The sequence below is a fragment of the Amycolatopsis sp. MEPSY49 genome, assembly GCF_051337345.1.
Classification (GTDB): domain Bacteria; phylum Actinomycetota; class Actinomycetes; order Mycobacteriales; family Pseudonocardiaceae; genus Amycolatopsis.
In genome coordinates this window covers 464,921-488,067 of record NZ_JBDLYJ010000007.1, presented here as the reverse complement: position 1 = coordinate 488,067, position 23,147 = coordinate 464,921, and the positions used below count along the sequence as shown (strand labels likewise).

Annotated in this window: 19 protein-coding genes and 1 other RNA gene; 6 read left to right on the top strand and 14 right to left on the bottom strand. The window is 71.9% G+C overall.

Features of this window, described 5'->3' with window-relative positions:
* Positions 1–80: 80 nt before the first annotated feature.
* The 11 genes from ABFJ78_RS31125 to ABFJ78_RS31075 form a co-directional block, all read right to left on the bottom strand.
* Positions 81–1,082: a C40 family peptidase gene (locus ABFJ78_RS31125; RefSeq protein ID WP_436390114.1), complete on the bottom strand. Its 1,002-nt coding sequence runs from the start codon at positions 1,080–1,082 to the stop codon at positions 81–83.
* A gap of 2 nt (positions 1,083–1,084) precedes the next feature.
* A complete protein-coding gene (locus tag ABFJ78_RS31120; protein WP_436390113.1) occupies positions 1,085–1,684 on the bottom strand; it encodes a hypothetical protein in 600 nt (199 codons plus the stop codon).
* Between the two features lie 3 nt (positions 1,685–1,687).
* A complete protein-coding gene (locus ABFJ78_RS31115; RefSeq protein ID WP_436390112.1) occupies positions 1,688–3,772 on the bottom strand; it encodes a magnesium transporter in 2,085 nt (694 codons plus the stop codon).
* On the bottom strand, positions 3,769–6,741 hold the full coding sequence (locus tag ABFJ78_RS31110) for an ATP-binding protein (RefSeq protein WP_436390111.1): 2,973 nt from the start codon (positions 6,739–6,741) through the stop codon (positions 3,769–3,771). The genes ABFJ78_RS31115 and ABFJ78_RS31110 overlap by 4 nt, the downstream gene beginning before the upstream one ends.
* A 3-nt stretch (positions 6,742–6,744) precedes the next feature.
* A complete protein-coding gene (locus ABFJ78_RS31105) occupies positions 6,745–7,227 on the bottom strand; it encodes a hypothetical protein (RefSeq protein WP_436390110.1) in 483 nt (160 codons plus the stop codon).
* Between the two features lie 9 nt (positions 7,228–7,236).
* Complete coding sequence (locus ABFJ78_RS31100) at positions 7,237–7,506, bottom strand: hypothetical protein (protein ID WP_364463711.1); 270 nt, start codon at positions 7,504–7,506, stop codon at positions 7,237–7,239.
* A gap of 450 nt (positions 7,507–7,956) precedes the next feature.
* On the bottom strand, positions 7,957–8,814 hold the full coding sequence (locus ABFJ78_RS31095) for an SCO6745 family protein (protein WP_436390109.1): 858 nt from the start codon (positions 8,812–8,814) through the stop codon (positions 7,957–7,959).
* A gap of 85 nt (positions 8,815–8,899) precedes the next feature.
* An RNA gene (gene rnpB / locus ABFJ78_RS31090) (RNase P RNA component class A) lies at positions 8,900–9,297 on the bottom strand.
* Between the two features lie 190 nt (positions 9,298–9,487).
* Positions 9,488–10,738 carry an NAD(P)/FAD-dependent oxidoreductase gene (locus tag ABFJ78_RS31085; protein WP_436390108.1) on the bottom strand — a complete coding sequence of 417 codons (1,251 nt, stop codon included), beginning with the start codon at positions 10,736–10,738 and terminating at the stop codon, positions 9,488–9,490.
* On the bottom strand, positions 10,735–11,529 hold the full coding sequence (locus ABFJ78_RS31080; protein WP_436390107.1) for a ferredoxin: 795 nt from the start codon (positions 11,527–11,529) through the stop codon (positions 10,735–10,737). Before ABFJ78_RS31080 ends, ABFJ78_RS31085 begins: the two co-directional genes overlap by 4 nt.
* Before the next feature lie 8 nt (positions 11,530–11,537).
* Positions 11,538–12,206 carry a DUF4142 domain-containing protein gene (locus ABFJ78_RS31075; RefSeq protein WP_436390106.1) on the bottom strand — a complete coding sequence of 223 codons (669 nt, stop codon included), beginning with the start codon at positions 12,204–12,206 and terminating at the stop codon, positions 11,538–11,540.
* A 235-nt stretch (positions 12,207–12,441) separates the two neighbouring features.
* Between ABFJ78_RS31075 and ABFJ78_RS31070 the strand changes: the two genes are divergently transcribed.
* The 6 genes from ABFJ78_RS31070 to ABFJ78_RS31045 all read left to right on the top strand — a co-directional run bounded on the left by ABFJ78_RS31070 (position 12,442) and on the right by ABFJ78_RS31045 (position 19,365).
* Entirely contained in the window at positions 12,442–13,020 is a 579-nt protein-coding gene (locus ABFJ78_RS31070) for a sigma-70 family RNA polymerase sigma factor (protein ID WP_436390105.1), read from the top strand.
* Positions 13,017–13,565 carry a hypothetical protein gene (locus ABFJ78_RS31065; RefSeq protein WP_436390104.1) on the top strand — a complete coding sequence of 183 codons (549 nt, stop codon included), beginning with the start codon at positions 13,017–13,019 and terminating at the stop codon, positions 13,563–13,565. The genes ABFJ78_RS31070 and ABFJ78_RS31065 overlap by 4 nt, the downstream gene beginning before the upstream one ends.
* Positions 13,566–13,596: 31 nt before the next feature.
* Positions 13,597–16,368: an AAA family ATPase gene (locus tag ABFJ78_RS31060; protein WP_436390103.1), complete on the top strand. Its 2,772-nt coding sequence runs from the start codon at positions 13,597–13,599 to the stop codon at positions 16,366–16,368.
* Between the two features lie 57 nt (positions 16,369–16,425).
* A complete protein-coding gene (gene sfnG, locus ABFJ78_RS31055; RefSeq protein WP_436390102.1) occupies positions 16,426–17,538 on the top strand; it encodes a dimethylsulfone monooxygenase SfnG in 1,113 nt (370 codons plus the stop codon).
* A 193-nt stretch (positions 17,539–17,731) separates the two neighbouring features.
* A complete protein-coding gene (locus ABFJ78_RS31050) occupies positions 17,732–18,973 on the top strand; it encodes an SLC13 family permease (protein ID WP_436390101.1) in 1,242 nt (413 codons plus the stop codon).
* Positions 18,974–18,984: 11 nt separating this feature from the next.
* A complete protein-coding gene (locus ABFJ78_RS31045; protein ID WP_436390170.1) occupies positions 18,985–19,365 on the top strand; it encodes a contact-dependent growth inhibition system immunity protein in 381 nt (126 codons plus the stop codon).
* Between the two features lie 3 nt (positions 19,366–19,368).
* On the opposite strand, the gene ABFJ78_RS31040 is transcribed toward ABFJ78_RS31045, so the two are convergent.
* The 3 genes from ABFJ78_RS31040 to ABFJ78_RS31030 all read right to left on the bottom strand — a co-directional run bounded on the left by ABFJ78_RS31040 (position 19,369) and on the right by ABFJ78_RS31030 (position 23,139).
* Positions 19,369–21,111 (bottom strand): hypothetical protein, encoded by a 1,743-nt coding sequence (locus ABFJ78_RS31040; RefSeq protein WP_436390100.1) that lies wholly within the window; start codon positions 21,109–21,111, stop codon positions 19,369–19,371.
* Positions 21,112–21,295: 184 nt separating this feature from the next.
* On the bottom strand, positions 21,296–22,405 hold the full coding sequence (locus ABFJ78_RS31035) for a bifunctional RNase H/acid phosphatase (RefSeq protein ID WP_436390099.1): 1,110 nt from the start codon (positions 22,403–22,405) through the stop codon (positions 21,296–21,298).
* On the bottom strand, positions 22,402–23,139 hold the full coding sequence (locus ABFJ78_RS31030) for a zinc ribbon domain-containing protein (protein WP_436390098.1): 738 nt from the start codon (positions 23,137–23,139) through the stop codon (positions 22,402–22,404). Before ABFJ78_RS31030 ends, ABFJ78_RS31035 begins: the two co-directional genes overlap by 4 nt.
* Positions 23,140–23,147 lie beyond the last annotated feature (8 nt).

Below are 23,147 nucleotides of genomic sequence, written 5' to 3'. Positions count from 1 at the left end.
GCGGCCACCTGCTCGTGGAAGCGGCCGCGACGTCGGGTGAATCGGCCGGCCCCGTTCGGGTCGAGGGCCCTCAACCCATGCTAAACGCCGGGCCGGACCGCCTGCGGTACGACTTCGGCCTCGTCGAACGAGAACGAACGCGTGTGCACCGGCACGCCGGTCTGCTGGGCCTCGACGACCTTGCCGTCGCCAAGGAACATCATCACGTGGTGGATCGTGTCCGGGTTCGACGGGTCGTTGGCCAGGAAGATGAGGTCACCGGGCTGCGCCTCCCGCACCGGCAGCAGCGCTCCCGCGTGGTACTGGTCGCGCGAAACCCGGGGCAGGATGATCCCGGCCGACTCGTACGCCCGCAGCATCAGGCCCGAGCAGTCGTACGAATTCGGGCCGGTGGCGCCCCACACGTACGGCTTGCCCTGTTCGCCCAGCGCGAAGCTGATCGCCTTGCCGGCGGCCTGGCTCGGCGGCAGCAGCTGGCCGAGGCCGGTGCCGCAGGCGACGACGTCGACGACCTGGCCGACGTTCTCCACCAGCGTCGCCGCCATCGGCTCCCACTTGTGGTACCGGTCCGGGAAACCCGAGCGCTCGACGGCCTGCGCCGCGTCGCCGGGCCGCTTGTTCTCCCAGTCCGGCACCGCGAGCAGCACGTCGTAGAACTTGTTGACCGCGTACGTCGGGTCGGTGACCTGCGACACCGTCCCCCAGCCCATCGACGGGCGCATCTGGAAGATGCCCTGGGAGTCGCGGTCGCCGTAGGTGAGGTTGTGCAGCCCGGACTCGGTCATCCCGGCCTGGATCGCGACCTGCCACGCGCGCGGCGCCAGGGACCGCTGCTTGCCGACCGAGATGATCAGCGCGACGGTCCCCTTCTGCTCGTCGTCGAGCTTCGACGCGTCGACCGTGCCGCGCTCGCCCTGGCCGGGCTGGGTCGGCCCGACCGAGGCGTCGCAGCTCATCAGCGACACGCCCCTGGCCTGCGCCTGCTGGTTGTCGATGACCACCTTGGCGGCGACGGCGGTGACGATGAGGGCGCCGATCGCGACGAATACGACCAGCCCCAGCCACAACCCCAGCCGCCGCACGGTCAGCTCGCCTGGTCGTAGTCGGCGACGCGCCAGCCGGCGTTGGTGCTGACGACCGTGATGGCGAGCTTCGGCCCGTCCGTCGGGATCGTCAGCTGCACCGAGCTGGTGTACGACGTCCCGACGACCGGCTCACCGGTGACCTTGGTGGCCGGGATGTTCGCCGGGTCGACCGACGCCATCACCGGCAGGTACTCCTCGGTGGTGAACGGCTTCAGCTGCGCCAGCCACTGCTCGGAGGTGATGCCGGCGGGGTGGTTGACCCACGCCGCGGCCCACTCCTTGGCGACGCGGACGGCGTCCCCGTTCGGCGCGGCGGTGGTCGGGGTCGCGAGCGGCGCGGACAGCCGCGTCGGCAGGTTCGCCGTCGGGACCGGCGCCGCGACGCCCGGCGGGGTCGTCGTGACGGACGTCGTCGGGCCGGTCGTGGGCGACGCCTTGGCCTGCGGCTTGCCGACCACCTTCGGCAGCACGATGCCGAGCGCGGTGACCAGGATCGCCAGGACCACCAGCGTCCCCATCAGGTGGCGCGGCGAGCGCAGCGGCCAGCCCCACAGGCGGCGGTAGACCGCGGCGCGGCCGCGGTTGGTGCGGATCGGCATCGGTCACCGCCCCATGACTTGGTCGGTGTCCCGCGGCTCTTCGCGGACTTCGATGCCGCGCGACGGCCGGTACAGCACGAAGACCGGCTTGCCCGCGACGACTTCGGGGTCGACGCGCCGGGGTTGCGCCCGGACGCCCGGCGTCCGCGGCACGTCCTGCGGCGTGTAGTCGCTGAAGCCGGACTCCGGCGTGCGCAGGTCGGACGGCACCACAACGGGTTCGGGCTCGTCGTTCCAGCGCCGGTCGGCGACCGGCGAGGTGTCGACGCGCCGGCTTTCCTCGCGCGTGGTCGGCCGACCGCCGGCGCCGACGACGACGTAGTCTCCGCCGTCGCCGTTGGCCGGGTTGTACTGGCCGAACACCGGGGCGCCGGGGCGGCCGCCGGCGGGCAGCGCGCCCGCGGAACCCCCGCCGCCGACGGCTCCCGGCCACGCGCCCGACCACGCCGCGGCCGGGCGGGACGCGCCCGAGCCGTTGTCGAGGCGCTGGGCGTTGGCGAAGATCGTGGCTTCGGGCCGGAACCGGCCGCCACCCGCGGTGGCGCCGAGCGGGCCGCGCTGCTCGCCGTCGACGACGTCGTCGGTGTCGCGCACGGTCTGCCAGAACTCGTCCTGCGGCGTCGGGCCGTTCTTGGTGCGCCGGAACCGCGAGAAGATCCCACCGCCCGGCGACGGCACGGCGGCGCCGACCATGCTGACCGACATCTCGACCATCTGCCACAGGCGGCGCACCGGCCGTCCGACCATGAACAGCAGCACGGTGATGAGCCCGGCGAGGACCATCTGCGTGAGCATGTTGAGCGAGTTCCCGGCGTCGAAGATGGCTTGCAGCAGCAGGGCGTGCACGCCGGCGAGGACCGAGAGCACGACGAGGTTGAACGCGACGCCGCCGGCGACCTTGAGGACGCGGCGGAGGATTTCCGGGTGCAGCAGGGCGATGAGCCCGATCAGCGGGGCGGTCAGGGCGAAGAGGCGGATGAGGACCTGGGCGAGGAGAACGCTTGCCTTGGCCAGGAGCTGGAAGAGGGAGTAGACGAGGGCTTGGCCGAGGGACAGGAAGCCCGCGCCCGTGCGGCCGCCCGCTTCGCCGGTGAAGTAGCCGGTGGCGGGGCCCAGCTTGGTGGAGATGTCCTTGTAGGCGTTCTTCTTGCCGTCGATGACGGCCTGGTTGCCGTCGTCTCCGTTGCGCAGCTGCGCCCACGTGAACGCCTGCGCGTCCAGCAACGGGCGCCCGAACTGATCGGCCTGCGGGGCGGTCGGCGAACCGAACTCCCCGCGGATCCAGTTCTTGTAGACGACCTCGTTGTGCAGGCTCGTCGGCAGCACGTGCCGGATGACGCGGTTGTCCGCGTCGTCGACGAAGCCGGCTTGGATGTTCGTCGTGGTCTGGACGATCGCCTTGTCGATCGGGTCGAAGTACCGCAACATCGCCAGCGACGACGCCGCCAGCCACACACCCGCCAGCGCGTACAGCGCCCGTTTGCTGACCGCGGCGAGGTCGCCGCGCCAGATGTTGCGGAACAGCATGATCGACATGACGAGCGCGACCAGCCCGAACAGCTGGGCGTAGATGTTGTTGTAGACCTTCTCCGCGCCGGACTTCACCGCGCTGTACAACGGGTTGAGCAGCCCACCCTCGAGCACGGTGTAGTGCAGCGAGTTCGTCGCGCCGACGATGTTCTTGCCCAGGTTGAAGAGCTGGTTGCCGCCCCAGGTGTCCAAAGTGGAGCCCGCCGGGGTCAGGTTCAGCCCGCTGCAGTTCGTCTCGAAGGTGTTCCAGACGAGCCCGGCGTAGCTGTAGTCGACGTACGCGCTGCCCGCCTCACCGTGGCCTTCGGCCGGGTCGATCGCGCCGACCATGCCCGCGCCGGGGCGTTCGGGGTTGGGTGCTTCACCACAGGCCGCCGCGCTCGCCGCCGGGGCGGTCGCGATCGCCTGCAGGCCGAGCACGAGCATGACGGCGAACATCGTCGCCTTGCGGCCCGGCGTGCGCCGGCCCGGCCGCGGACCTTCCTTGATCCGCCGCTTGAGCGAGTGCCACCCTGCGGCCAACGTCAGCAGGACCGCCAGCGTCAGCACGGTGTTCATGCGGCGTCCCGGCCGGTGCCGCCCTTTCCGCCCGTGCGGGCGTGCTGCTGCCCGCCGTTGCCGTTGCCGTTGGCGGACACCCCGCCCTCCACTTCGCCCGTTTCGGACGCCAATGGGTCGGGCGCGCCCAGGAGGTTCTCGTCGGCCAGGCCGACCTCCAGTTCCGCCGCCAGCTCGAAGTCCTGCTCCAGCTCGATGTCGTCCTCCGGCGGGACCGCGACGTACGGCTTCTTCTCCTCCGCCGGCAGCGCCAGCTCGTTCCCCGGCCGGCGCGAAGGCGCCGCGTCCTTGGAACCCGGGGTCGTGTCCATGACCGCCCGCAGGTGGTCCAGGTGCGGCCCGGAGAAGTCGACGCGGATGCGCTCCACGCCGCCCGCGCCGTCGCCGAAGATGAACTGGCGGGGCTCCACGTCCCGCTCCAGCCCGCTTCGCTGCGAACCCGGACGACGGCCCAACGCCGCCACGACCTGCTCGTACCCCACGCCGACCGGGACCTTCAGCAGCCGCAACGCGTCGGCCTGGGCGTCGTCGTCGTCCAAGCGACCCACGAACACCGAGTCCAGCAGGGCCACGAAACCCTGGATCTTCAAGAAGTCCGCCGGGATCTGCGAGGACAGCAGCACCCGGACGTTCCACTTCCGCGAGTCACGCGCGAAGCGGTTCATCAGGACGCGCCCGGTCGGGACCTCGGACAGGAAGAACGCCTCGTCGATCCAGACGCCCTTGCGCATCTCCTTCGGCTTCTCGTACACCGACCGCTGGGTCAGCCACGCCGCCAGGTTCAGCATCTCGACGCCGAGGGACTCCGCGTCCGTCCAGTACTCGCGGGGGACGCCGTCCTTGGGCAGCGTCAGCCCGGCCATCGTCAGAACCGTCAGCCGGTCGTCGCGCGTCTCGGAGTACGGGTCCGCGTCCGTCTCCGGGATCAGCAGCGCCATCCGCTCGCGCATCTCGTCGAGGAAGTCCGCGACGACGCCCGCGTGCTCGTGGTGTTCCGACGAATCCCGCCGGAGCGCATCGATCACCTGGCCGGGATCCGCGTCGAAACGGCCACCGACGGCTCGCACCGCGCGCAGCAGCACGATCCGCGTCTGGGCCATCCGCGAGACCTCGTACGGCAGGACACCCGTCAGGACGTCCAGCACCAGACGCCGTCGCGTCGCGCCCGCCAGCGCCTTCTCGCGGCGCCAGGAGCGCTCGGGGTCGTCCTCGTCCATGAAGTGCTCGATCAGCGGCTCGGCGACCACCCGGTACGGGTTCAGGATCCCCGGCTGGGCGTTGAGCAGGTTGATCGGCCGCGCGTACGGGCGCAGCTCCGGCAGGTCGCACAGCCGCGACAGCGGGCCGGACGGGTCGAGGATCGTCCAGTTCGCCCCCGCGCGCAGCGTCTTGTAGACGATGCCACCGCCGAGGAACGACTTACCACCACCCAGGCCCGCCACCATGGCCGTCAGGCCGGAGCCGTCGCGGATCTCCTGGGCCATCCAGGGGTCCCAGGCCACCGGGCGCCGCGTGGCCGTGCACGTCTCGCCGAGCAGGATGCCGCGGCGGTCGCCGACCTCCGCCGTCGCCGTCGGGACCGCCGAGGACGCCCAGACCACCGACCCGCGGCGCATGTACGCCGCCGAGGCCAGCGGCTCGCCCGGGATGAACTCCCGCGCCAGCGCGTACTGGGCCTCGGGGTGCTCGATGGCGATCTTCGGCTTGTAGAGGTCGAGCAGCTGCTGGGCCAGGCGCAGCGCGTCGCGCTCGGTCGGACCCGACACCGCCAGCCGCCACCACGACCGCACGCGGGTGGCCAGCGCGGTGAAGCCCGACGTCATCTCGTCGTCGATCTCCAGCACCCGCCCGGCCTGCCGCGACAGCGACTGCGGTGGTTCCAGCTCGTGCTCGTCGGTGTAGTGCTTGACCTGCGAGCGCACCTTGTTCATCTGCCGTTGGAGCTCCCCGGCCACTTCCTCGGGGCGCCGGACGTAGATGCGCGCGGACACCTCGACCGCGGCCGGCAGGCGGTCGGCGTGCTGGATCCACGGGTCGTCGACCTCGGGGATCTGCAGGCCGTGCATCTGCCCGACGGTCAGCACCGCCAGGTGCCGCGAGACGCCGGCGTTGGAGCCGGTGCGGCCGCGGACGGTGACCGTCGGCGCGTACGGGTCGGCGTAGTAGTCGGCGGCGTCGGTGAAGCTGGCCAGGTCTTCGGGCTCCCAGGCCGCGCCCGGCACCGCGGGCATGTTCCGCGGCGCGGGCAGGCCGAGCGAGCACGAGCGGTGCATCAGCCAGGACATCTCCTCGGCGTGCACCGGCCGGCCTTCCAGCCCGGCGCTGCCGATGACCTGGTCGAGGTGCTCGACCTCGGAGTCCAGCGCGGTCAGCTCGGCGTCGACGGCCTCGGGCAGGATCTTGCGCAACACGGGCGCGGCTCGTTCGACCGCGCGGTCGACCATCCGCCGGGTCTGCACCTGGACGCCCAGGTAGACCTCTTTTTCGGCCATCGAGCGGCCCATCAGCTGCTGCTGCTCGCCGATCAGGTAGTCGTCGAACGACAGCGCGCCCGGGACGTCGTTGGGGCGGCCGTGCGCGTTGTAGACGTGCGCCTCGGCCCACATCCGGATCGGGTACGGCCGGTTCGTCACGCGCAGGTGCAGCCAGCGCCCCTGCAGTTCGGCGTACTGGCCGGCGATGGCCGCGACGAGGTCGCGCCGCTGCGAGTCCGACCGGAACGACCAGCGCTGCGGCGCCAGCCGGTACCAGGCGTAGACCTCGTACCCCGTGCGGACGAGGTGCCCGTCGATGCTTCGCACCGCGATCGAGGGGGTATACGCGGGGATCGCCTGCTCGCCGGTCAGGCGACGGCTGCTCTTGCCGCCTCCCGAACCGTTCCGCGGCGCGCGGACCTGCTCGGGCGGTTGCCATGCGCCCGAGTGCGTCTCCCGACCCCGTTTTCCTCGGCTACCGCCGCGACCGAACAACGACTACCTCCCGGCCGGAGCCGCGTTGCCGCGGCTCCGGCGCGCTCGTGGTGTTCCCTGGGTGAACTCCGCCCGCGGCGGCCCGCCGTGGTGCTGGTACTGCCGCCTCCGCTTGTGCTTCGGCAGCGGGCGCTCGGCCCGTACCCGGACGCGGCTGGCGCTGACCGCGCCCCCCGTGCCCGTGGTCACCTCTCTGGGGGTGTTGAGCTCGCGCCCGGCCATCGCGACCACGGTGCCCAGCGGGCGCTCGTGGCTGATCTTGGCGGTGAGCAGCCGCGTGATCACGATGGTGGCGACGAACGCCCAAGCCGTCGAGAAGAACCCGAAGCTCCACCCCGCCCAGCGTTCGATGCCGAGGACGACGAAGAACGCGGGGATGCCGATGAGCCACGCGACGTAGCGGGCTCTCCAGGGAAAAGTCGCTTTCGGCGGGCCGAGCCACACGGCGTCGACCCGGTAGACCTCGTCATCAGTCCTGATCCGCACGCCGCCGCCTCAGCCGGTGAACAGGCCGGCGATCCACTGGCCCACGTTCACGCCCGCGCCGCTGACCGCGAGTCCGATGATGGCGAGCGCGATGACCACGCCGGCGAGCCGGCGCATGACACCGGCGTTGTCGCCCTTGCCGCCGCCCAGCCAGAGGAGCAGGAGGGCCACGGCGAGCAGCACGAGGGGGATGATGTTGTCGAGCAGCCACTGGCGCACGTTGCCCGTGCCCAGTTCGCCGCCGGCGGCCAGCGTGTCGAGGGTGGTCAAGGTCATCATCGCGATACTCCCGGTGCGCGGTGGGGCCCGCGCGGCTGTGGCTCAGGCGGTGCTTCGAACATAATGGGGGCTACGAGGGGTAGTGGTCAAAGCGCGCTGCGTAGATGACGGCTGGCTTGTCAACCGGTGTGGCGGGCAGGGCACACGAAAACTCCACGCCCACCATCATCGCGGCAAGGGCCCTCGGGTTAAAGCCCGGGCACCCATCATTCTCAGTGTGCTGACGAACTCACCCCATTGCCCGGAATTTGCTCACTGTGGGTACTGGCGCCGTGGCCGTTGTGCGGCCTGGAACAGTGTGACATGACCCGAACGGCCCCGTCGCCCGAGTCCGCTCTGTGACCATCCTTCGGCCGGTCGGCGGCCATGTCGATCTTGGTGCTCCGAGTTGTCCGTCACACGGCGCTCAAAACCTCACACGCTTTTCACTACATAGCGTGATCTTCGCACTCAGGCGCGGCGCTGGGCGAAAACGCCCTTCGGGAACGCGCCGGCGGCAACCACGCGGCGGGTGAGGTCCCGGCCGAGCTCCTCCAGCCGGGCCAGCTTCTCCGCCCCGAGGTGGTCCCACGGCCCGCGCGCGGCGGCCTCGGTGGCCGCTTCGACGCGATCACGGACAGCGACGCCTTCATCGGTCAAGGCACCTTCGCCGTCGAGGAGGCCGCGGTCGCGCAGGCGCTGCTGGGCGGCGGCCCACTGCTCGTCGCTCCAGCCGCGCGTCAGCTTGGCCGCGTCGACCGTGAAGCCGACGCCGGTGGCCACGTGCGTGACGAGCGCTTCGACGCCGCTCAGGCCGTTGAGGAGGAGGGCTGCGATGTGGCCGTCGCCGCGGTGCTCGCGCAGCAGCGTGATGGCGTGCCAGAGCGCGAGGTGCGGCGGCTCCGGCCAGTCCAGCCCGGCGTGGGCGGCGTAGAGCGGCCGGCCTTCGACGGCGCACCCGGCGGTCGCCTCGCGGGCCAGCTCGGCGGCCTCGACGACCTGGTCGCTCTTGATCTCGTCCTCGCCGATGAGCCGGGTCAGGGCCTGGTCGACGCCGTCGAGCCGCGCGGCGAGGATCTGCTCCGGCGTCGCGAGGGTCCAGGCGCGCGGGATCACGCGCGCGACGACCTCGGGGTTGAAGTTGTAGAAGGTGGCGGCGACGACCTCGGGCCCGACGGCGCCCATGGCCGCGGACCGGCTCGCGAAGTACGGCATCCGGCCGGGCCGCAGCCCGATGCCGGTGAGGGCCTGGTCCACCTCGGGCGCGAAGTACGCCAGAGCGTGCAAGGAGTCGAACGCCGACTTGAACCGCTTCTCGTCACCCGCCATGGGCGCACCCTACTACCGGGTAACCACCCGGGGACAGGCCGAAGGGGACGTTCGTCGCGACGAACGTCCCCGCCAGCGCTTGGGGCGGACGAGCCGGCATGTAAGCCGGATCCTGTTCCCCGGTCGCCTCGCGGCTCGCGGGGCGGCGGCCATCCATCTCGGCCTGCCGTCGCCGGCAGGCTCCAGCGGCCTACCCGCAGGCTCGGACGGGCCGTCCTCGAACGCCTGCGCAGAAGCCCGGGGGCTTCCTCTTGGCCTTGCTCCGGGTGGGGTTTACCCAGCCGCCCCGGTCACCCGGGACGCTGGTGGTCTCTTACACCACCGTTTCACCCTTACCCCGGCCCTCGCGGGCCGTGGCGGTCTGTTTTCTGTGGCACTTTCCCGCGGGTCGCCCCGGGTTGCCGTTAGCAACCACCCTGCCCTGCGGAGTCCGGACTTTCCTCGGGCCGGGTCACCCCGGCCCGCGGCCGCCCTGCCTGCTCGTCCGCGGTGAGGATGGTAGCCCAGGCCGTCGGTCTGCCCGGCGTCGCGGTGATGCCATGAAAGGGTCGTTCATGTCGTCTGACGAGATGAACGACCCGTTCATGACGTGCGGGCGACCGGATCGGCCGCGCTGACCTGACTTTGCCGGAAGCCTGGCGCCGGACGACCTGAACGAGTCGTCCATGCCGGTTCAGTACCCGGCCACGGCCCGGCTGTGGTGGCGGGGCCGGTCGAGTTCCGGGGGACGCTGCGGCGGCACGACCGCCGGCGCCGGGTGCTGGCGGGCCAGCTCCGCCGTCCAGTGCAGCACCGCCGCCGGGCTGTCGAGGCCGATCAGCCCGATCAACCGCCCGTCGCGGACGAAGCCCGTGATCGGCCGCGTTCCCGGGACCGGGGACTCCAGCAGCACCGTGTCCGTCCCGAGCATCGGCCGGCCGGCGACCTGGATGCGGACGCCGTGCTGCTCCGACCAGTACCGCGGCACCGGCGTGTACGCCGGCGACCCCGCCGGCCCGGCCAGCAGGTTCTCCGCCGCCGCGCGGCTCATCTCCACCGCGTTGAGCCAGTGCTCGTCACGCCGGGGCGTCGCGTCGTAGCGGAAGTTCGGCCAGCGGGCGACGTCCCCCGCCGCGACGATCGTGTCCGACCCCAGCACGTGGCACGTCGGCCCGCAGACGACGCCGTCGTCGAGCGGCAGCTTCGCCCCGCGCAGCCACGACACCGCCGGCACGCTGCCGACGGCGACCACGACGCACGCGACGTCGATCGCCCGCCCGTCGGCGAACTCCAGGCCGACCGACGTCGTTCCGGGACGCCACCGGCGGATCGTGGTCCCGAGCTCCAGCCGGACGCCGCGGGCGGCGTGCAGCGCGGTGAGCCAGTCGCCGATGTCGGGGCCGAGGACGTCGGCCATCAGCGCCCGCGCCCGGCCGATCAGGACCACCTCGCGGTTCATCTCGCGCAGGCTGGAGGCGACCTCGCAGCCGATGAAGCCGTCCCCGACGACCGCCACCGGGCCGCCGCTGGTGGCCAGCGCGCGCTGCAGCGCCGTCGTGTCGGACAGGGTCCGGACGACGACGACCCGCGGGTGGCCGTGCGGCGCGCCGGGCAGGCGGCGGGGTTCGACGCCGGTGGCGATGATCAGGCCGTCGTAGCGGACCTCCTCGTCGCGCAGGTGCACGACCTGGCGGTTGGGCGACAGCGCGGTGACCGGGCTGTCGAAGTACCACTCCGCGTCGACTTCCAGGGGGTCGGCGAGCAGCGTCTGCGCGCGGCTGACCGCGCCGGTCAGCAGGCTCTTGGACAGCGCCGGGCGGTGGTAGGCGATGTCGGGCTCGGCGCCGAGGACGACGACTTCGCCGTCGAACCCGAGTTCGCGCAGCCGTTCGGCGGCGCGCAGGCCGGCGAGACCGGCTCCGGCGATGACGATGCGTTCGCTCATCGGGTGGCTCCCAACACGTGGATGGCTCTCGTCGGACAGGCGCGCGCGGCCGCGCGGACGTTCGGTGTTTCCCCGGCACCGGGCCGTTTCTCGTACTCGAGCCGGCCGTCGTGGCCGAGCTGGAAGACCCCGGGCGCCTCGGACTGGCAGACGCCGTAGGAGTGGCAGCGGTCGTTGTCGACGTCGACGCGCAGCGCGGCGACCTCGGGCTCGGGTTCGATCAACCCGGCCCGGACGAGCACGCCCTCGGGCAGCACCCGCAGCGCCGACAGCAGCACCGGCGGGACGAGCAGCGTGATCCCGGCGAGCCAGACGGTCGCCAGGTGCCCGCTCGAGACGGCACCGAGCCACGCGTGCACCGCGAGCAGGCCGATGGCGAGGTAGCCGGCCTGGTGGAAGCGCAGCCACCGGCCTTCGCGGGCGCGGCGCAGGCCCGCGGTGACCGACACGGCGACGACGAGCTCGAGGCCCGCGATGCCGAGCGCGTGCCGCGGCGAGCCGTCGTAGAAGGGCAGCAGGAGGTCGGCGACGCCGAAGGGGTCGTCCTCGAGGAAGAGGAACGTCAGCCCGTGCACGGTGCCGGTGGCGAGGGTGAACGCGGCGAGCAGGCCGTGGCCGGCGCGCAGCGCGTCCCGGCCGCTGAACCGGCGGACCCAGCCGGTCGCGGCGAGGACGCCCCAGCACAGCGTGAGGCACATGCAGAGGTAGGTGAGACGGCCGGAGAGCGCGGCGGCCTCGGCGATCCCGGTGTCGTGCGGCGACACCGGGAGCAGCGCGGCGGTCGGGGACATGGACGGGCTTACCTCCGGGTGCGCGGCGGGGTCCTGCCGGGGGTTCCGAGCAGGCGGAGCAGGCCGAACGTGGCGACGGCGGCGACGGCCACGAAGCCGGCTCCGAGTGCGACGTCCCCGCCGCCGAGGGTGTCGTCCTCGGTGGCGGAGACGAGCAGGGAAGTGGTTTCGGCGAGCCCGGTGCTTTCGAGCAGCGTCAGGTGGCCGAGCGAGGTGTCGACGGCGGTCTGGGCGAACGCGCGGACGTCGTCGTCGCGGGTGCCGGCGCGGACGGCGGAGGCGAGGGAGAAGAGGGTGCCGTACTCGGCGCGGAGGCGGTTGACGTAGGCGTGGTCGAACGCGTCGCCCGAGTCCGCCGCGAGTTCGCCCGCCCAGGCGCGTTCCTGCTCGGTCGGTTCGGACGGGAGGGTGACGGCGAGCCGGTCGGCGACCGCGCGCAGGGCGACGCCGAGGCGGGCCTGGTCGTCGGCGATGCGGACGGCGACCGCGCGGACGCGCCGGTTGGTGGCGCGCTCGGCGGCCTGCCTGCTCGCCGGCGTCGCCCACAGCGCGTGCTGCTTCAGGCGCGTCAGCAGGGTGCGGTCGGTCTGCTGCAGCTCTCCGGCGGAAGCGGGGAGAACGCAGCCGAGCACGAGCGCGGTCGTGGCGGCGAACAAGGCCACGAATCGGAACGGCATCCGTTGTCCCTTCGCGAAGTAGTCCTCACTGGGGGTTACGGAGAAAAGGCGTGAAGCGGTTGTCGCCGTCACCTTTTAGTGACTGTGACGTGCGTCACAGGACAGAATTTGAACCAGTCCGGTTATGGCCACCGCTAATGGGGGCACGAAAACTAATGCATATGGCCTATTAAGTGTTTGTGCGCTACGCTCCGAAGGCCCCACGGTCCGCCAGTCAGGTGAGGTTGCGAGCTTTATGGAAGCACCGGGCAGAGAAAGTCGCGGCCACGTCGGCCTAGCCCCGTCCGCGACTGCGGTCGAAGCGCGCCCCGACGCGGGAGACGACCTCGTCCCGCTGCTCTACAAGGACTTCCGCGCCACCCTGTTCGCGCAGGTACTGGCCCTGACCAACCATGACCGGCAGTGGACCGAGGATGTCGTGCAGGAGACCATGATCCGGGCGTGGCAGCACTCCGGCACGCTCGAACGCGAGCCCGGAATGCTGCGCGGCTGGCTGCTCACGGTGGCGCGCCGGATCGTCATCGACGGCTGGCGAAATCGCCGGGTCCGCCCGCAGGAGGTCGCTCTGGAGATCCCGGAAAACGCCGAATCCACCGACCGCACGGACAGTTCGTTAGCCGCACTAACGATTGGCCGGGCATTGTCGGAACTGGATGAGAAATATCAGGCCGTCATCGTCGAGACTTACCTCGCCGGAAACACGGTCCGGCAGGCGGCGACAATTCTGGGAATTCCCGAGGGAACCGTCAAATCGCGGTTGTACACGGCGATGCGGCAATTGCGGAAAGCGCTCGGGGAAGCGGCGGTCGGATGAGAGCGGAGCACCGGGCCGCGGCGGCCTACCAACTGGGCGTTCTCGACGACGCGGAAGAGTTCGAAACCCACCTGCGCGGGTGTCCCCGCTGCCGCGACCTCCTGGCGGAGCTCCACCCGGTGGCCGAGGCCCTCGAAGCGGCGGTCCGGCTCGGATACCTACCGGGTGGCGGTTCCCCCGGCGGCGGGGCTCCGGGTTCCGGCGGCTCCCCCGGTGCCGGCTTCCCGGCACTCGGTGGCTCCTCCACCGATGGCGACCTGGCGCCCGACGGCACCGTCCGGCAGCCTGACGCCGGTTACCCGGCGCCGAGCGGTGGCGCGGCCCGGCACCGGAAGGCGGGTGGGTTCTCGCGCCGACGGGGGATGGCCGCCGGCGCGCTCCTGCTGCTCGCGCTCGGGGCGACTTCGATGGTCGCCCGCGCTGCCCGGCCGGCCACCGCGAGAGCCTGGTTCGCAACCGCTGCGTCCATCGTCTCCCCTGCTCAGGTCGTGCCCGGAACCGGCCGTGACCTGCGGGATCCCCCGTGGCGGGCCGGTTTCCAGTAGTCTGCCCCAACCCAACATGAAAGTCCTTACGGTGGATACCGAAGTAAATCCCGAGCACCCCGTCAGCGGGGCTTCGGTACCGAAGCGCCCCGCCCCGCGGCTCCCCGGCCGCGAGCCCGAGATCGGCCGCCTGACCAGCCTGTTCCCCGTCGCGCTCGGCGGCACGGCGGCGAGCGCGGTGTTGGTCGGCGAGTTCGGCATGGGCAAGAGCGCCACGCTGCACACCACCGCCGCGCTGGCCGCGGACGCCGGCTTCACCGTCGCGATCGCCACCGGGTCGCGGCTGGAGAGCCACCTGCCCGGCGGGGTCGCCCGTCAGCTGGCCGACGCGCTGGACCCCGGCTCGGCGCGGCTCCCCGCCGAGTGCGGCCCGGCCGGCGAGAGCGAAGCACTGGACCGCTTCTTCCGGATCGTCCGCGAAGCGACCGAGCGGGGCCCGCTGTTCCTCGGCATCGACAACGTGCACCTCGCCGACGCCTGGTCGATGCGGTGCCTCGCCTACATCCGGCACCGCGTGCTCGACCTGCCGGTGTTGATCATACTGACGTCGTTGATCGGCCACCCGCCGCACCGCGAGGTCGCGCTGCTGGAGATGGCGGGCTGCACGCCGGCGACGATCACCCTCAACGGCCTCGGCGACGCGGGCGCGGCGGAGATCCTGGGCCTCGCCCCGGGCGAGCTCGCGACCGCGTGCCGCGAGGCGACCGGCGGCAACCCGTACCTGCTGCAGGCGCTGCGGCCGCGGCTGCTCCCCGGCGCGGACCCGAAGGACCTCGGTTCGTCGCTGATCGGCCAGGTGCTCCACACGCGGATGGCGGAGTTCCCGCACGCGCCGGCGATCCTGCACGCCGCCGCGATCCTCGGCGAGGACGCCGGCTTCGACCTGCTGGCCCAGCTCGCCGGCGTCGACGAATTCGAAGCGCTGCAAGCGATCGACACCATGGTCCGGCTGCACGTGCTGAACAACAGCAACCGGCCGACGCTGACCTACCCGTTCGTCCGCAACTCCGTCCTCAAGGACATGCCGAAGACCACGCGCGCGGTCAACCACGCGCGGGCGGCGAAGCTGCTGTCGGAGGCCGGCGCGCCGGCCGAGCGGGTGGCCGCGCACCTGCTCGACGCGACGTCGATCCGGATCCCGTGGGGCGTCGACGTCCTGCGGCTGAGCGCGCGCAACGCCGTGTTCTCCGGCCGGTCCGAGCTCGGCGCGCGGTACCTGCGGCGGGCACTGGAGGAGCGGCTGACGTCGGGGCGACGGGTGGCCGTGCTGCTGCAGCTGGCGCACGCGGAGTTCCAGGTCGACCCGCCCGCCGCGGCGCAGCGCGTCCGGGAGGCCGTCGACACGATCGGCAACCGCGACACGGCCGCGTTCATCGCGTCGGCGATGCTGCTGTCGCTGTGCGGCGGCCAGGACGCGCGGCTCGCGATCAGCGCGGCGGGCCAGATCGCCGCGCGGCTCGACGCCGGCGGGCCGGACGCCGTCTGGCCGCTGCTGTGCATGACCTACCTCGCCGAGGCCGGCAGCCGGCTCGGCCCGCCGCCGGAGTTCCGCGACTTCGAGGAGCAGTGGGCGCCGCTGACCGACCCGGCGGCGCGGCGCAGCCGGTCGGCGCTGCTGGCGCTCGACGCCGTCCGCAGCGGCGAGTCCGCGCAGGACGCGGTCGCGCACTTCGCGGACGCGATGACCGGGGACGACGGAGAGCTCTTCGAACAGCACTACTTCTTCACGCTGGCCACGTCGGTGCTCGCCGACGAGCCGGCGCACGTCGACCGGCTGTGCCGGGTCCTCGACGTCGAGCGCGAGCCGTGGGACGTGCACGTCCCGCACGGCGCGCTCCCCACTCTCGCCCGCGGGATCGCGCTGCAGGCCAGCGGCGACCTGCAGCGGGCGAGCGTCCACTTCGAGTCGCTGCTGCGCCGCTTCGACGAGCGCGGCGGGACGACGACGTGCCCGGTCGGCGTGCTGTGCGCGGCGAAGCTCGTCGAGTGCTGGGTGGACCTGGGCCGGTTCGAGGCGGCGACGTCGCTGCTGGACCGGATGGACTTCGTCGCGAGCCAGGGCCTGTTCACCCACACGTACCTCCTGTACGCGCGCGGCCGCCTGCGCGTCGCGACCGGGTACACGCGGTTCGGGTTCGAGGACCTGCTCAGCTGCGGGCGCCGGCTCGCCCACCACGGCATGCGGTTCCCGGGGTTCGTGCCGTGGCGCGCGCACGCGGCGCGGGCGGCGTTGGCGCTGGGCCAGGCCGACGACGCGGCCCGGCTGGCCGAAGAGGACATGAACGCCTCGGCGCGGTGGGGCGCGGCGCGGCCGATGGGCACGGCGTTGACGACGCTGGGCCTCGTGCGCGAGGACGACGAAGCCGAACGCGCGCTGACGAAGGCGATCACGACGCTTCGCTCGTCGCCGGCCCGGCTGCAGCTGGCGACGGCGCTGACCGAGCTGGGCACGCTGCAGGCGCGGCACGGCCAGTCCGAAAAGGCCATCGAGACCCTGCGGCAGGCCGTCGAGCTGAGCGAGCACTGCGGCGCGCGTCCGCTCGCCCGGCGCGCGGCGGAGGAACTGCGGTCGGCCCGGCGGGCGCTGACCCCGGCGAAGGACAACGAGCACGGCTTGACGCGGCAGGAGAACCGCATCGCCGTGATGGCCGCGCAGGGACTGACGAACCGCGAGATCGCGACGGCGCTGCACCTCACGCGGCGCACGGTGGAGCTGCACCTGTCCGGCGCGTACCGCAAGCTCGGCATCCCCGGGCGCGCGGAACTCGGTGGCGCACTGGCGAAGTCGCAGCGGGGCGCGTGAGTTCCCACCGCGTGGACGCGCGTTGACCGTCCCCGGCGGCGTTGCTCTACTCGGGCCATGTCCCTCGAAGAGCCGTTGAAATTCGCCTACTGGGTCCCGAACGTGAGCGGTGGCCTCGTCACGTCCGACATCGAACAGCGGACGGACTGGGGTTACGAGTACAACAGAGATCTGGCTGTCCTGGCCGAAAACAGCGGGTTCGAGTACGCGCTTTCGCAGGTGCGCTACACGGCCAGCTACGGTGCCGCGTACCAGCACGAGTCGACGGGCTTCAGCCTGGCGCTGCTGCTGGCGACGCAGCGGCTCAAGGTGATCGCGGCCGTCCACCCCGGACTGTGGCACCCCGGCGTCTTGGCGAAGTTCATCGCCAGCGCGGACGTGATTTCCGGTGGCCGCGCGGCGGTGAACGTGGTGAGCGGCTGGTTCAAGGGCGAGTTCACCGGCCTGGGCGAGCCGTGGCTGGAGCACGACGAACGCTACCGGCGGTCGGAGGAGTTCATCCGCGTGCTGCGCGAGCTGTGGACGAACGACCACGCGGAGTTCCGCGGCGACTTCTACCGCATCCACGACTTCGACATCAAGCCGAAGCCGGTGGCGGCCCCGCACCCGGAGATCTTCCAGGGCGGCAATTCCACGGCGGCACGCAAGCTGGCGGGGAGCGTGTCGGACTGGTACTTCAGCAACGGCAAGGACTTCGACGGGTTCTCCGAGCAGGTGTCGGAGGTGCGTGGGTATGCCGCTTCGAATTCCCGTACGGTCCGGTTCGGACTTAACGGATTCTTGATCGCGCGTTCTTCTGAAAGTGAGGCGCGCGCGGTGCTTCGCGAGATCGTGGCGAAGGCGAACGTCGAGGCGGTCGAGGGGTTCCGGTCTGCGGTGGCGCAGGCCGGGAAGTCCACTTCGGACTCGAAGGGCATGTGGGCCGACTCGGAGTTCGAGGACTTGGTGCAGTACAACGACGGGTTCCGGACCAAGCTGATCGGGACGCCGGAGCAGATCGCCGACCGGGCGATCGAGTACAAGAAGCGCGGCGCGAACCTGCTGCTGCTCGGGTTCCTGCACTACCTGGAGGACGTCGAGCACTTCGGGAAGGAGGTGCTGCCGGTGATCCGGGCGAAGGAACAGGACCTGGCCCGCGGGGCGGCGACCCCGGAGCCGCTCGGCGTCTGAGCCCGCGGGGGCGCCCCCCGTTTTCCACTTTACCCGCCACCACCGACAAAACCGGCCCACGGCCGAGCGGCCGCCGCCGACGCCGCCGGGCGGCCCGCCACCGGGCTCGCGGAATTGTCGGTGCCTTCCGGTAGCGTGGAAAACGGGGGGCGCCCCCGCGGCCCCGGCGCCGGACGTCGATTAGCGTGGGAGCGTGAACTTCTGGGCCGGGGCGGGAAGCCTGGCGCTCCTCGCCGCCGTGCTGGTGTTCGCCATCGTCCGCCCGCGCGGCTGGCCCGAAGCCGTCGCCGCGGTGCCGGCCGCCGGGCTCGCGCTCCTGCTCGGCCTCGTGCGGCCGGAAGCGGCCGGGGACCGCGCCGTCGAAATCCTCCCGACCCTGGGCTTCCTGGCCGCGATCCTGCTTTTGTCCTTTTTGGCCAGTGTGGACGGCGTCTTCACGTGGCTCGGCAACCGCCTGGCGGAGGCGTGCCACGGCAAGCCCCGCCGCCTGCTCGTCCTCACCTTCGCCGCGGCCGCCGGGGTGACCGCGATCCTCAGCCTGGACGCCACCGTCGTCCTGCTCACCCCGGTCGTCCTCGCGACGGCCACCAGCCTGAAACTCCCGCCCCGCCCGCACGTCTACGCCTGCGCGCACCTGGCGAACTCGGCGTCGACGCTGCTGCCGGTGTCCAACCTGACGAACCTCCTGGCCTTCGCCGCATCGGGGCTGACGTTCGCCGGCTTCACGGCGGCGATGGCGTTGCCGTGGCTGGTCACGATCGCCATCGAGCTGCTCGTGTTCCTCCGGTTCTTCGCCGAAGACCTGCGTCCGCGCGAGACCGCCGAGCCGAAGCAGCACCTGGAAACACCGACGTTCGCACTCGTCATCCTGGGACTGACGCTCGTCGGCTTCGGCGTCGGCCAGCTGGGGCACGTGGAGCCGGTCTGGATCGCGGCGCTGGCGTCGCTGATCCTGGGCGTCCGGGCGCTGGCGATGGGCAAGATCAAGCCGTGGCAGCTGGTCACCGAGGCATCACCGCAGCTGTGCCTGTTCGTGCTCGGCCTCGCGGTCGTCGTCGAGGCGGTCTCGGAACACGTGCTCGGCGGGCTGCTGCGCGACGTCCTGCCGACGTCGACCGGCCTGCTCGACCTCCTGGTGGCGGCGGGGGTGGCGGCCCTGCTGGCCAACCTGGTCAACAACCTCCCGGCGACGCTGATCCTGCTGTCGGTCCTGGGCCCGCACCCGGCGCCGGGCGTGCTGCTGGCGGTCCTGCTGGGCGTCAACATCGGCCCGAACGCGAGCTACCTGGGCTCATTGGCGACGCTGCTGTGGCGCCGGACGCTGCCGGAGCACCCGTCGGCGAAGACGTTCCACGCGCTCGGGGCGATCACGACGCCCCTGTGCCTGGTGGCGGCGACAGGGGCGTTGTGGCTGAGCCTGAGCGTGGCGAGCTAGCCGTGGCCGACATGTCGCTGAGCCTCGAGCAGCTGGAAGGCCAGTCTTGGGGCGCCCCGCCCGCCGACGCGACCCGACTGGTCCGGACGGCTCACGAACTCCGGCGCAAGCCGATCGGTGCCCTGAGCGCCGAAGACCTCCGGCTCCTGCTGCTCCAGCAGGTGAGCATCGAGCTGCTCGTGCCGCTCGCGCTCAACCTCCTGGAGCGGGATCCGCTCGCCGAAGGCGACTTCTACCCCGGCGACCTGCTGGTCGCCCTGCTGAAGGTGCCGCCGGCCCACTGGCGACGGCACCCCGGCGAACTCCACCGGGTGTCGAGCGTGGTCGAGAGGCTCGACAACCAGCCCGGCACGCCGGAAAGCGTCCAGCGGCAGATCGACGCCTTCCGCTGACGGTCAGCCCGGCATCGTGATCGTCTGGCCCGGCTTCATCGTCGCGCCGCAGTCGTCCAGGGGGCCGCCGAAGCGGTCCGCCGCCACCGCCGGAATCGTCTTCGCCGCGTAGTCCTGCGCCGCCTTCAGCTTCGCCGGGTCGGTCACCGCGTCCTTGCGCACCCAGTCGCCGTTGCGCAGGCCCTCGATCGGCGACGAATAGATCAGCACGTAGTCCCGGTCCAGCCGCGGGTCCAGCGCGATGCCGTTGCCCGCCGCCCACGGGCCCCACGAGTGGATGAACGTCGGCTTCACCGTGTCGAACACGTAGTCGCGCAGGCCCGCCAGGTCGTTGTCGTGGACCAGGTCCGCGATCGGCTTGTTGACCAGGCCCGCCATGTCCACCAGCTCGAGCCGGCTCGTCATCGACGACCCGCCCAGGTCCGGCAGCAGCAGCGACGCCTTCTGGATGCCCAGGATGTCCGCGTACGTGTTGAACCCGCGGCCGAAGCGGTCCGCCACCAGGCACGCCGTGATGTTCGGGTTCTTCGCGAACTTGTCCGCCGCGGCCGCGAACCCGACCGCCGTCGGCACGAACGCCCCCACCAGCACGACCACGATCCCGATCCGCAGCAACGCGCGCCGGTGCTTGAGCAGCTCGCCCGCGGACAGCGTGCCCGCGATGATGGCCAGCGGCCAGATCGGGCTGGCGAACCGGTGCTGGTACATCCAGTCGGCGACCATCACGCCGTACGCGACGATCCCCAGGCCCAGCGGCACCAGCAGCGCGATCAGCGGGCGCCGCCACGGGGCCTTGACCAGCGCGAACACGATCACCAGCGCCAGCACGACCACCCCGGCCCAGCCCGCGTAGCCCGCCAGCTCGAACGGCCGCTTCAGAGCGTCGATACCGGGCAGGCCCTGCTGCTTGGCCACCGACGGGTTGGCCAGCAGCCGCCCGAACTCGGCGTGCCGCCAGACGACGTACGCGCCGAACGGCACCGCGAACGCCGCCACCGACAGCAGCGCGAGGCGGAAGCTCTTCCAGAACAGGCCGCCGCGCAGCAGGAACAGCGCCGCCAGCGGGTACGCGCCCGCGTAGATCAGGCCCTCCGGCCGGGTCAGCGCCGCGAACGCGACCATGACGCCCGCCCACAGCGCGACCTTCGGGGTCAGCAGGCGATCGTTGCGCACCGCCACGAACAGCGTCACCGCCAGCGTGACGACGGCGAACGCGAACAGCGAGTTCTCCAGGCCCGACACGACCCAGATGACGAACGACGGGACCGTCGCGAGCGTCAGGCCGGCGATCAGCGTCGCCAGCCACGCGAAGCGCGTGAAGATCTGCTTCGCCGCGATGTGGCAGGCGGTCAGGATGCCGCCGGTGAACAGCAGGCCCAGCGCCTTCGGGAACAGCACGTAGTCGGGGATGCCGAAGAGCGCGCCGTGGTCGAAGAGACCGACGAGCTTGCCGAGGCCGAGCAGCACCATCCACGTCGGGTCGGAGAAGCCCTCGACCGGCGGGGCGCCCGGCTGCAGCACCGGGCCGAGGCCGTCGGCGAAGCTGCGGGCGTAGGAGAAGGTGATGGCGGCGTCGTCGACGATCCAGTGGCCGTAGCGGGTGGCGTGGGCGGCGACCGCCGCGACGCCGACGAGCACGGCCAGCACCGGCGCCAGGCGCGCGCCCCAGCCGCGCGTGGTCGTCGCGGGTGCCGGGTCCTCGGGGACGTCGCTCGGGGAGGTCTCGGTGAGTGCGCTAGCCGTCATGTCCTCGTCACTGTTCCGCCCGCAGGCTTCTGCCGGTGGGATACGCGCGAGCTGGCGCCCCCTGAGTGGGTCGATCCAGCCGACCCGCCACCGCGGCGACGCGGTCGAGACACTGTAGCCAATACCCCATCCTGGGTCGGCCACGCGTCGGCATTGACCGTGATCCACCCCACATTTCCGCCGGTCAGGCCAGGTGCGAGGTGTCGTTGACCAACCGGACCGAAGCGTTCCCGTCCGGGTAGAACTCGACGATCGACAACGACGCCAGGTCGAGGTGCAGCCGGAACAGCAGCTGCGGCCCCGCGTCGAGGCCCATCCGGAGCAGCGTCTTGATCGGCGTCACGTGGCTGACCAGCACCAACGTCGTGCCGCCGTGCTCGGCGATCAGCTCGTCGCGGGCCTTGCGGACGCGGCGGTGGACGACGTCGAAGCTCTCCCCGCCGGGCGGCGGCACCGAGCTGTCGCCCAGCCACGAGGAGTGCAGTTCGGGGTCGCGGTCGGCCGCTTCGGCGAACGTCAGGCCTTCCCAGTCGCCGAAGTCGGTCTCGATGAGCCCGGGGTGGGTCTCGACGCGGCCGCCGAGCGCGTCGGCGACGGCCTGCGCGGTCTGCTTCGTGCGGGTGAGCGGCGAGGAGATGATCGGGACGGCCTGGCCGTCGACGACGAGGCCGTCCATCGCGGCCAGCCGCTTCGCCGCCGCGGCGGCCTGGGAGCGGCCCAGCTCGGTCAGCGGGACGTCGCCGCGGCCGGAGTAACGGCGCAGCGCCGACATCTCCGTCTGGCCGTGGCGCAGCAGGAGCAGCCGGGTCGGGGTGCCTTTCGCCCCGGTCCACGCGGTCGTCGCGCGGTCGGGTTTGCGGGTCGGCAGCTTTGGCTGCGTGGGCTTCCCGGCCGCCGCGTCCATGGCTTCGTTGGCGAGCCGGTCGGCGTGGGAGTTCCGCGCCCGCGGGATCCACTCGTACTTCACGCGCGAGAAGCCGGCGGCCAGCTCCTTGGCGCGCTCGGCGAGCGGCTGCATGTCCGGGTGCTTGATCTTCCAGCGCCCGGACATCTGCTCCACCACGAGCTTCGAGTCCATCCGGACGTCCACAGTGGACGCGCCCAGCTCGGCCGCGGCGGTCAGCCCGGCGATGAGCCCGTTGTACTCGGCGACGTTGTTGGTGACGACGCCGAGGCTCTCCTTGCGCTCGGCGAGCACTTCGCCGTCGCTGTCCTTGATGACCGCGCCGTAGCCGGCCGGGCCCGGGTTGCCCCGGGACCCTCCGTCGGCCTCGACGATGACGTGCGACGTCACAGACCCGACTCCATGGTCCGGACCAGGATCGCGCCGCAGTTCTCGCACTGGATGACGTCGTCCTCGGGGGCGGCCTTGATCTCGTTGACGGTGTTGCGGTCCAGCTCCAGCTGGCACGCGCCACAGCGGCGGGCCCGCAGCAGCGCGGCGCCGATGCCCTTGTGCTCGCGGACGCGCTCGTACAGCTTGAGCAGCGGCTCCGGGAAGCGCGGCAGCAGCTTCACGCGGTCTTCGTCGCGGCGCGCGCGGGTGGTGTCCAGGTCCTTGAACGCCTCGTCGCGGCGGGCGACCGCGGCGGCGACCTCGGCTTCGGCCTTGTCGACCTCGGCGCCGGTGCGCTGTGCGTCCAGGCCGAGGGCCTCGCGCTGCTCCATCAGCTCCAGCAGGTCGTCCTCGAGCGCGCTCTGGCGGCGCTGCAGGGTCTGCAGCTCGTGCTCGATGTCGGTCATCTGCTTCGAGTTGACCGACCCGGACGCCAGGAGCTTGCGGTCGCGGTCCTCGCGGGCGCGCACCGACTCGATCTCCTTCTCCTGCCGGGCGATCTCGCGGTCGAGGTCGGAGGCGGCGGTCTCCACGGACACGAGCGCGTCACGGCGCTCGCGGGCGGTCTTCTCCCCCGCGTCGATCTCGGCCAGCTCGGGCAGGGTGCGGCGGCGGTGCGCGGTGCGCGAGAGCTCGGCGTCCACCTTGGCGAGCTCGAGCAACTGGCGCTGCACGGCGGGTTCGGCCTTCACGGTGCTCC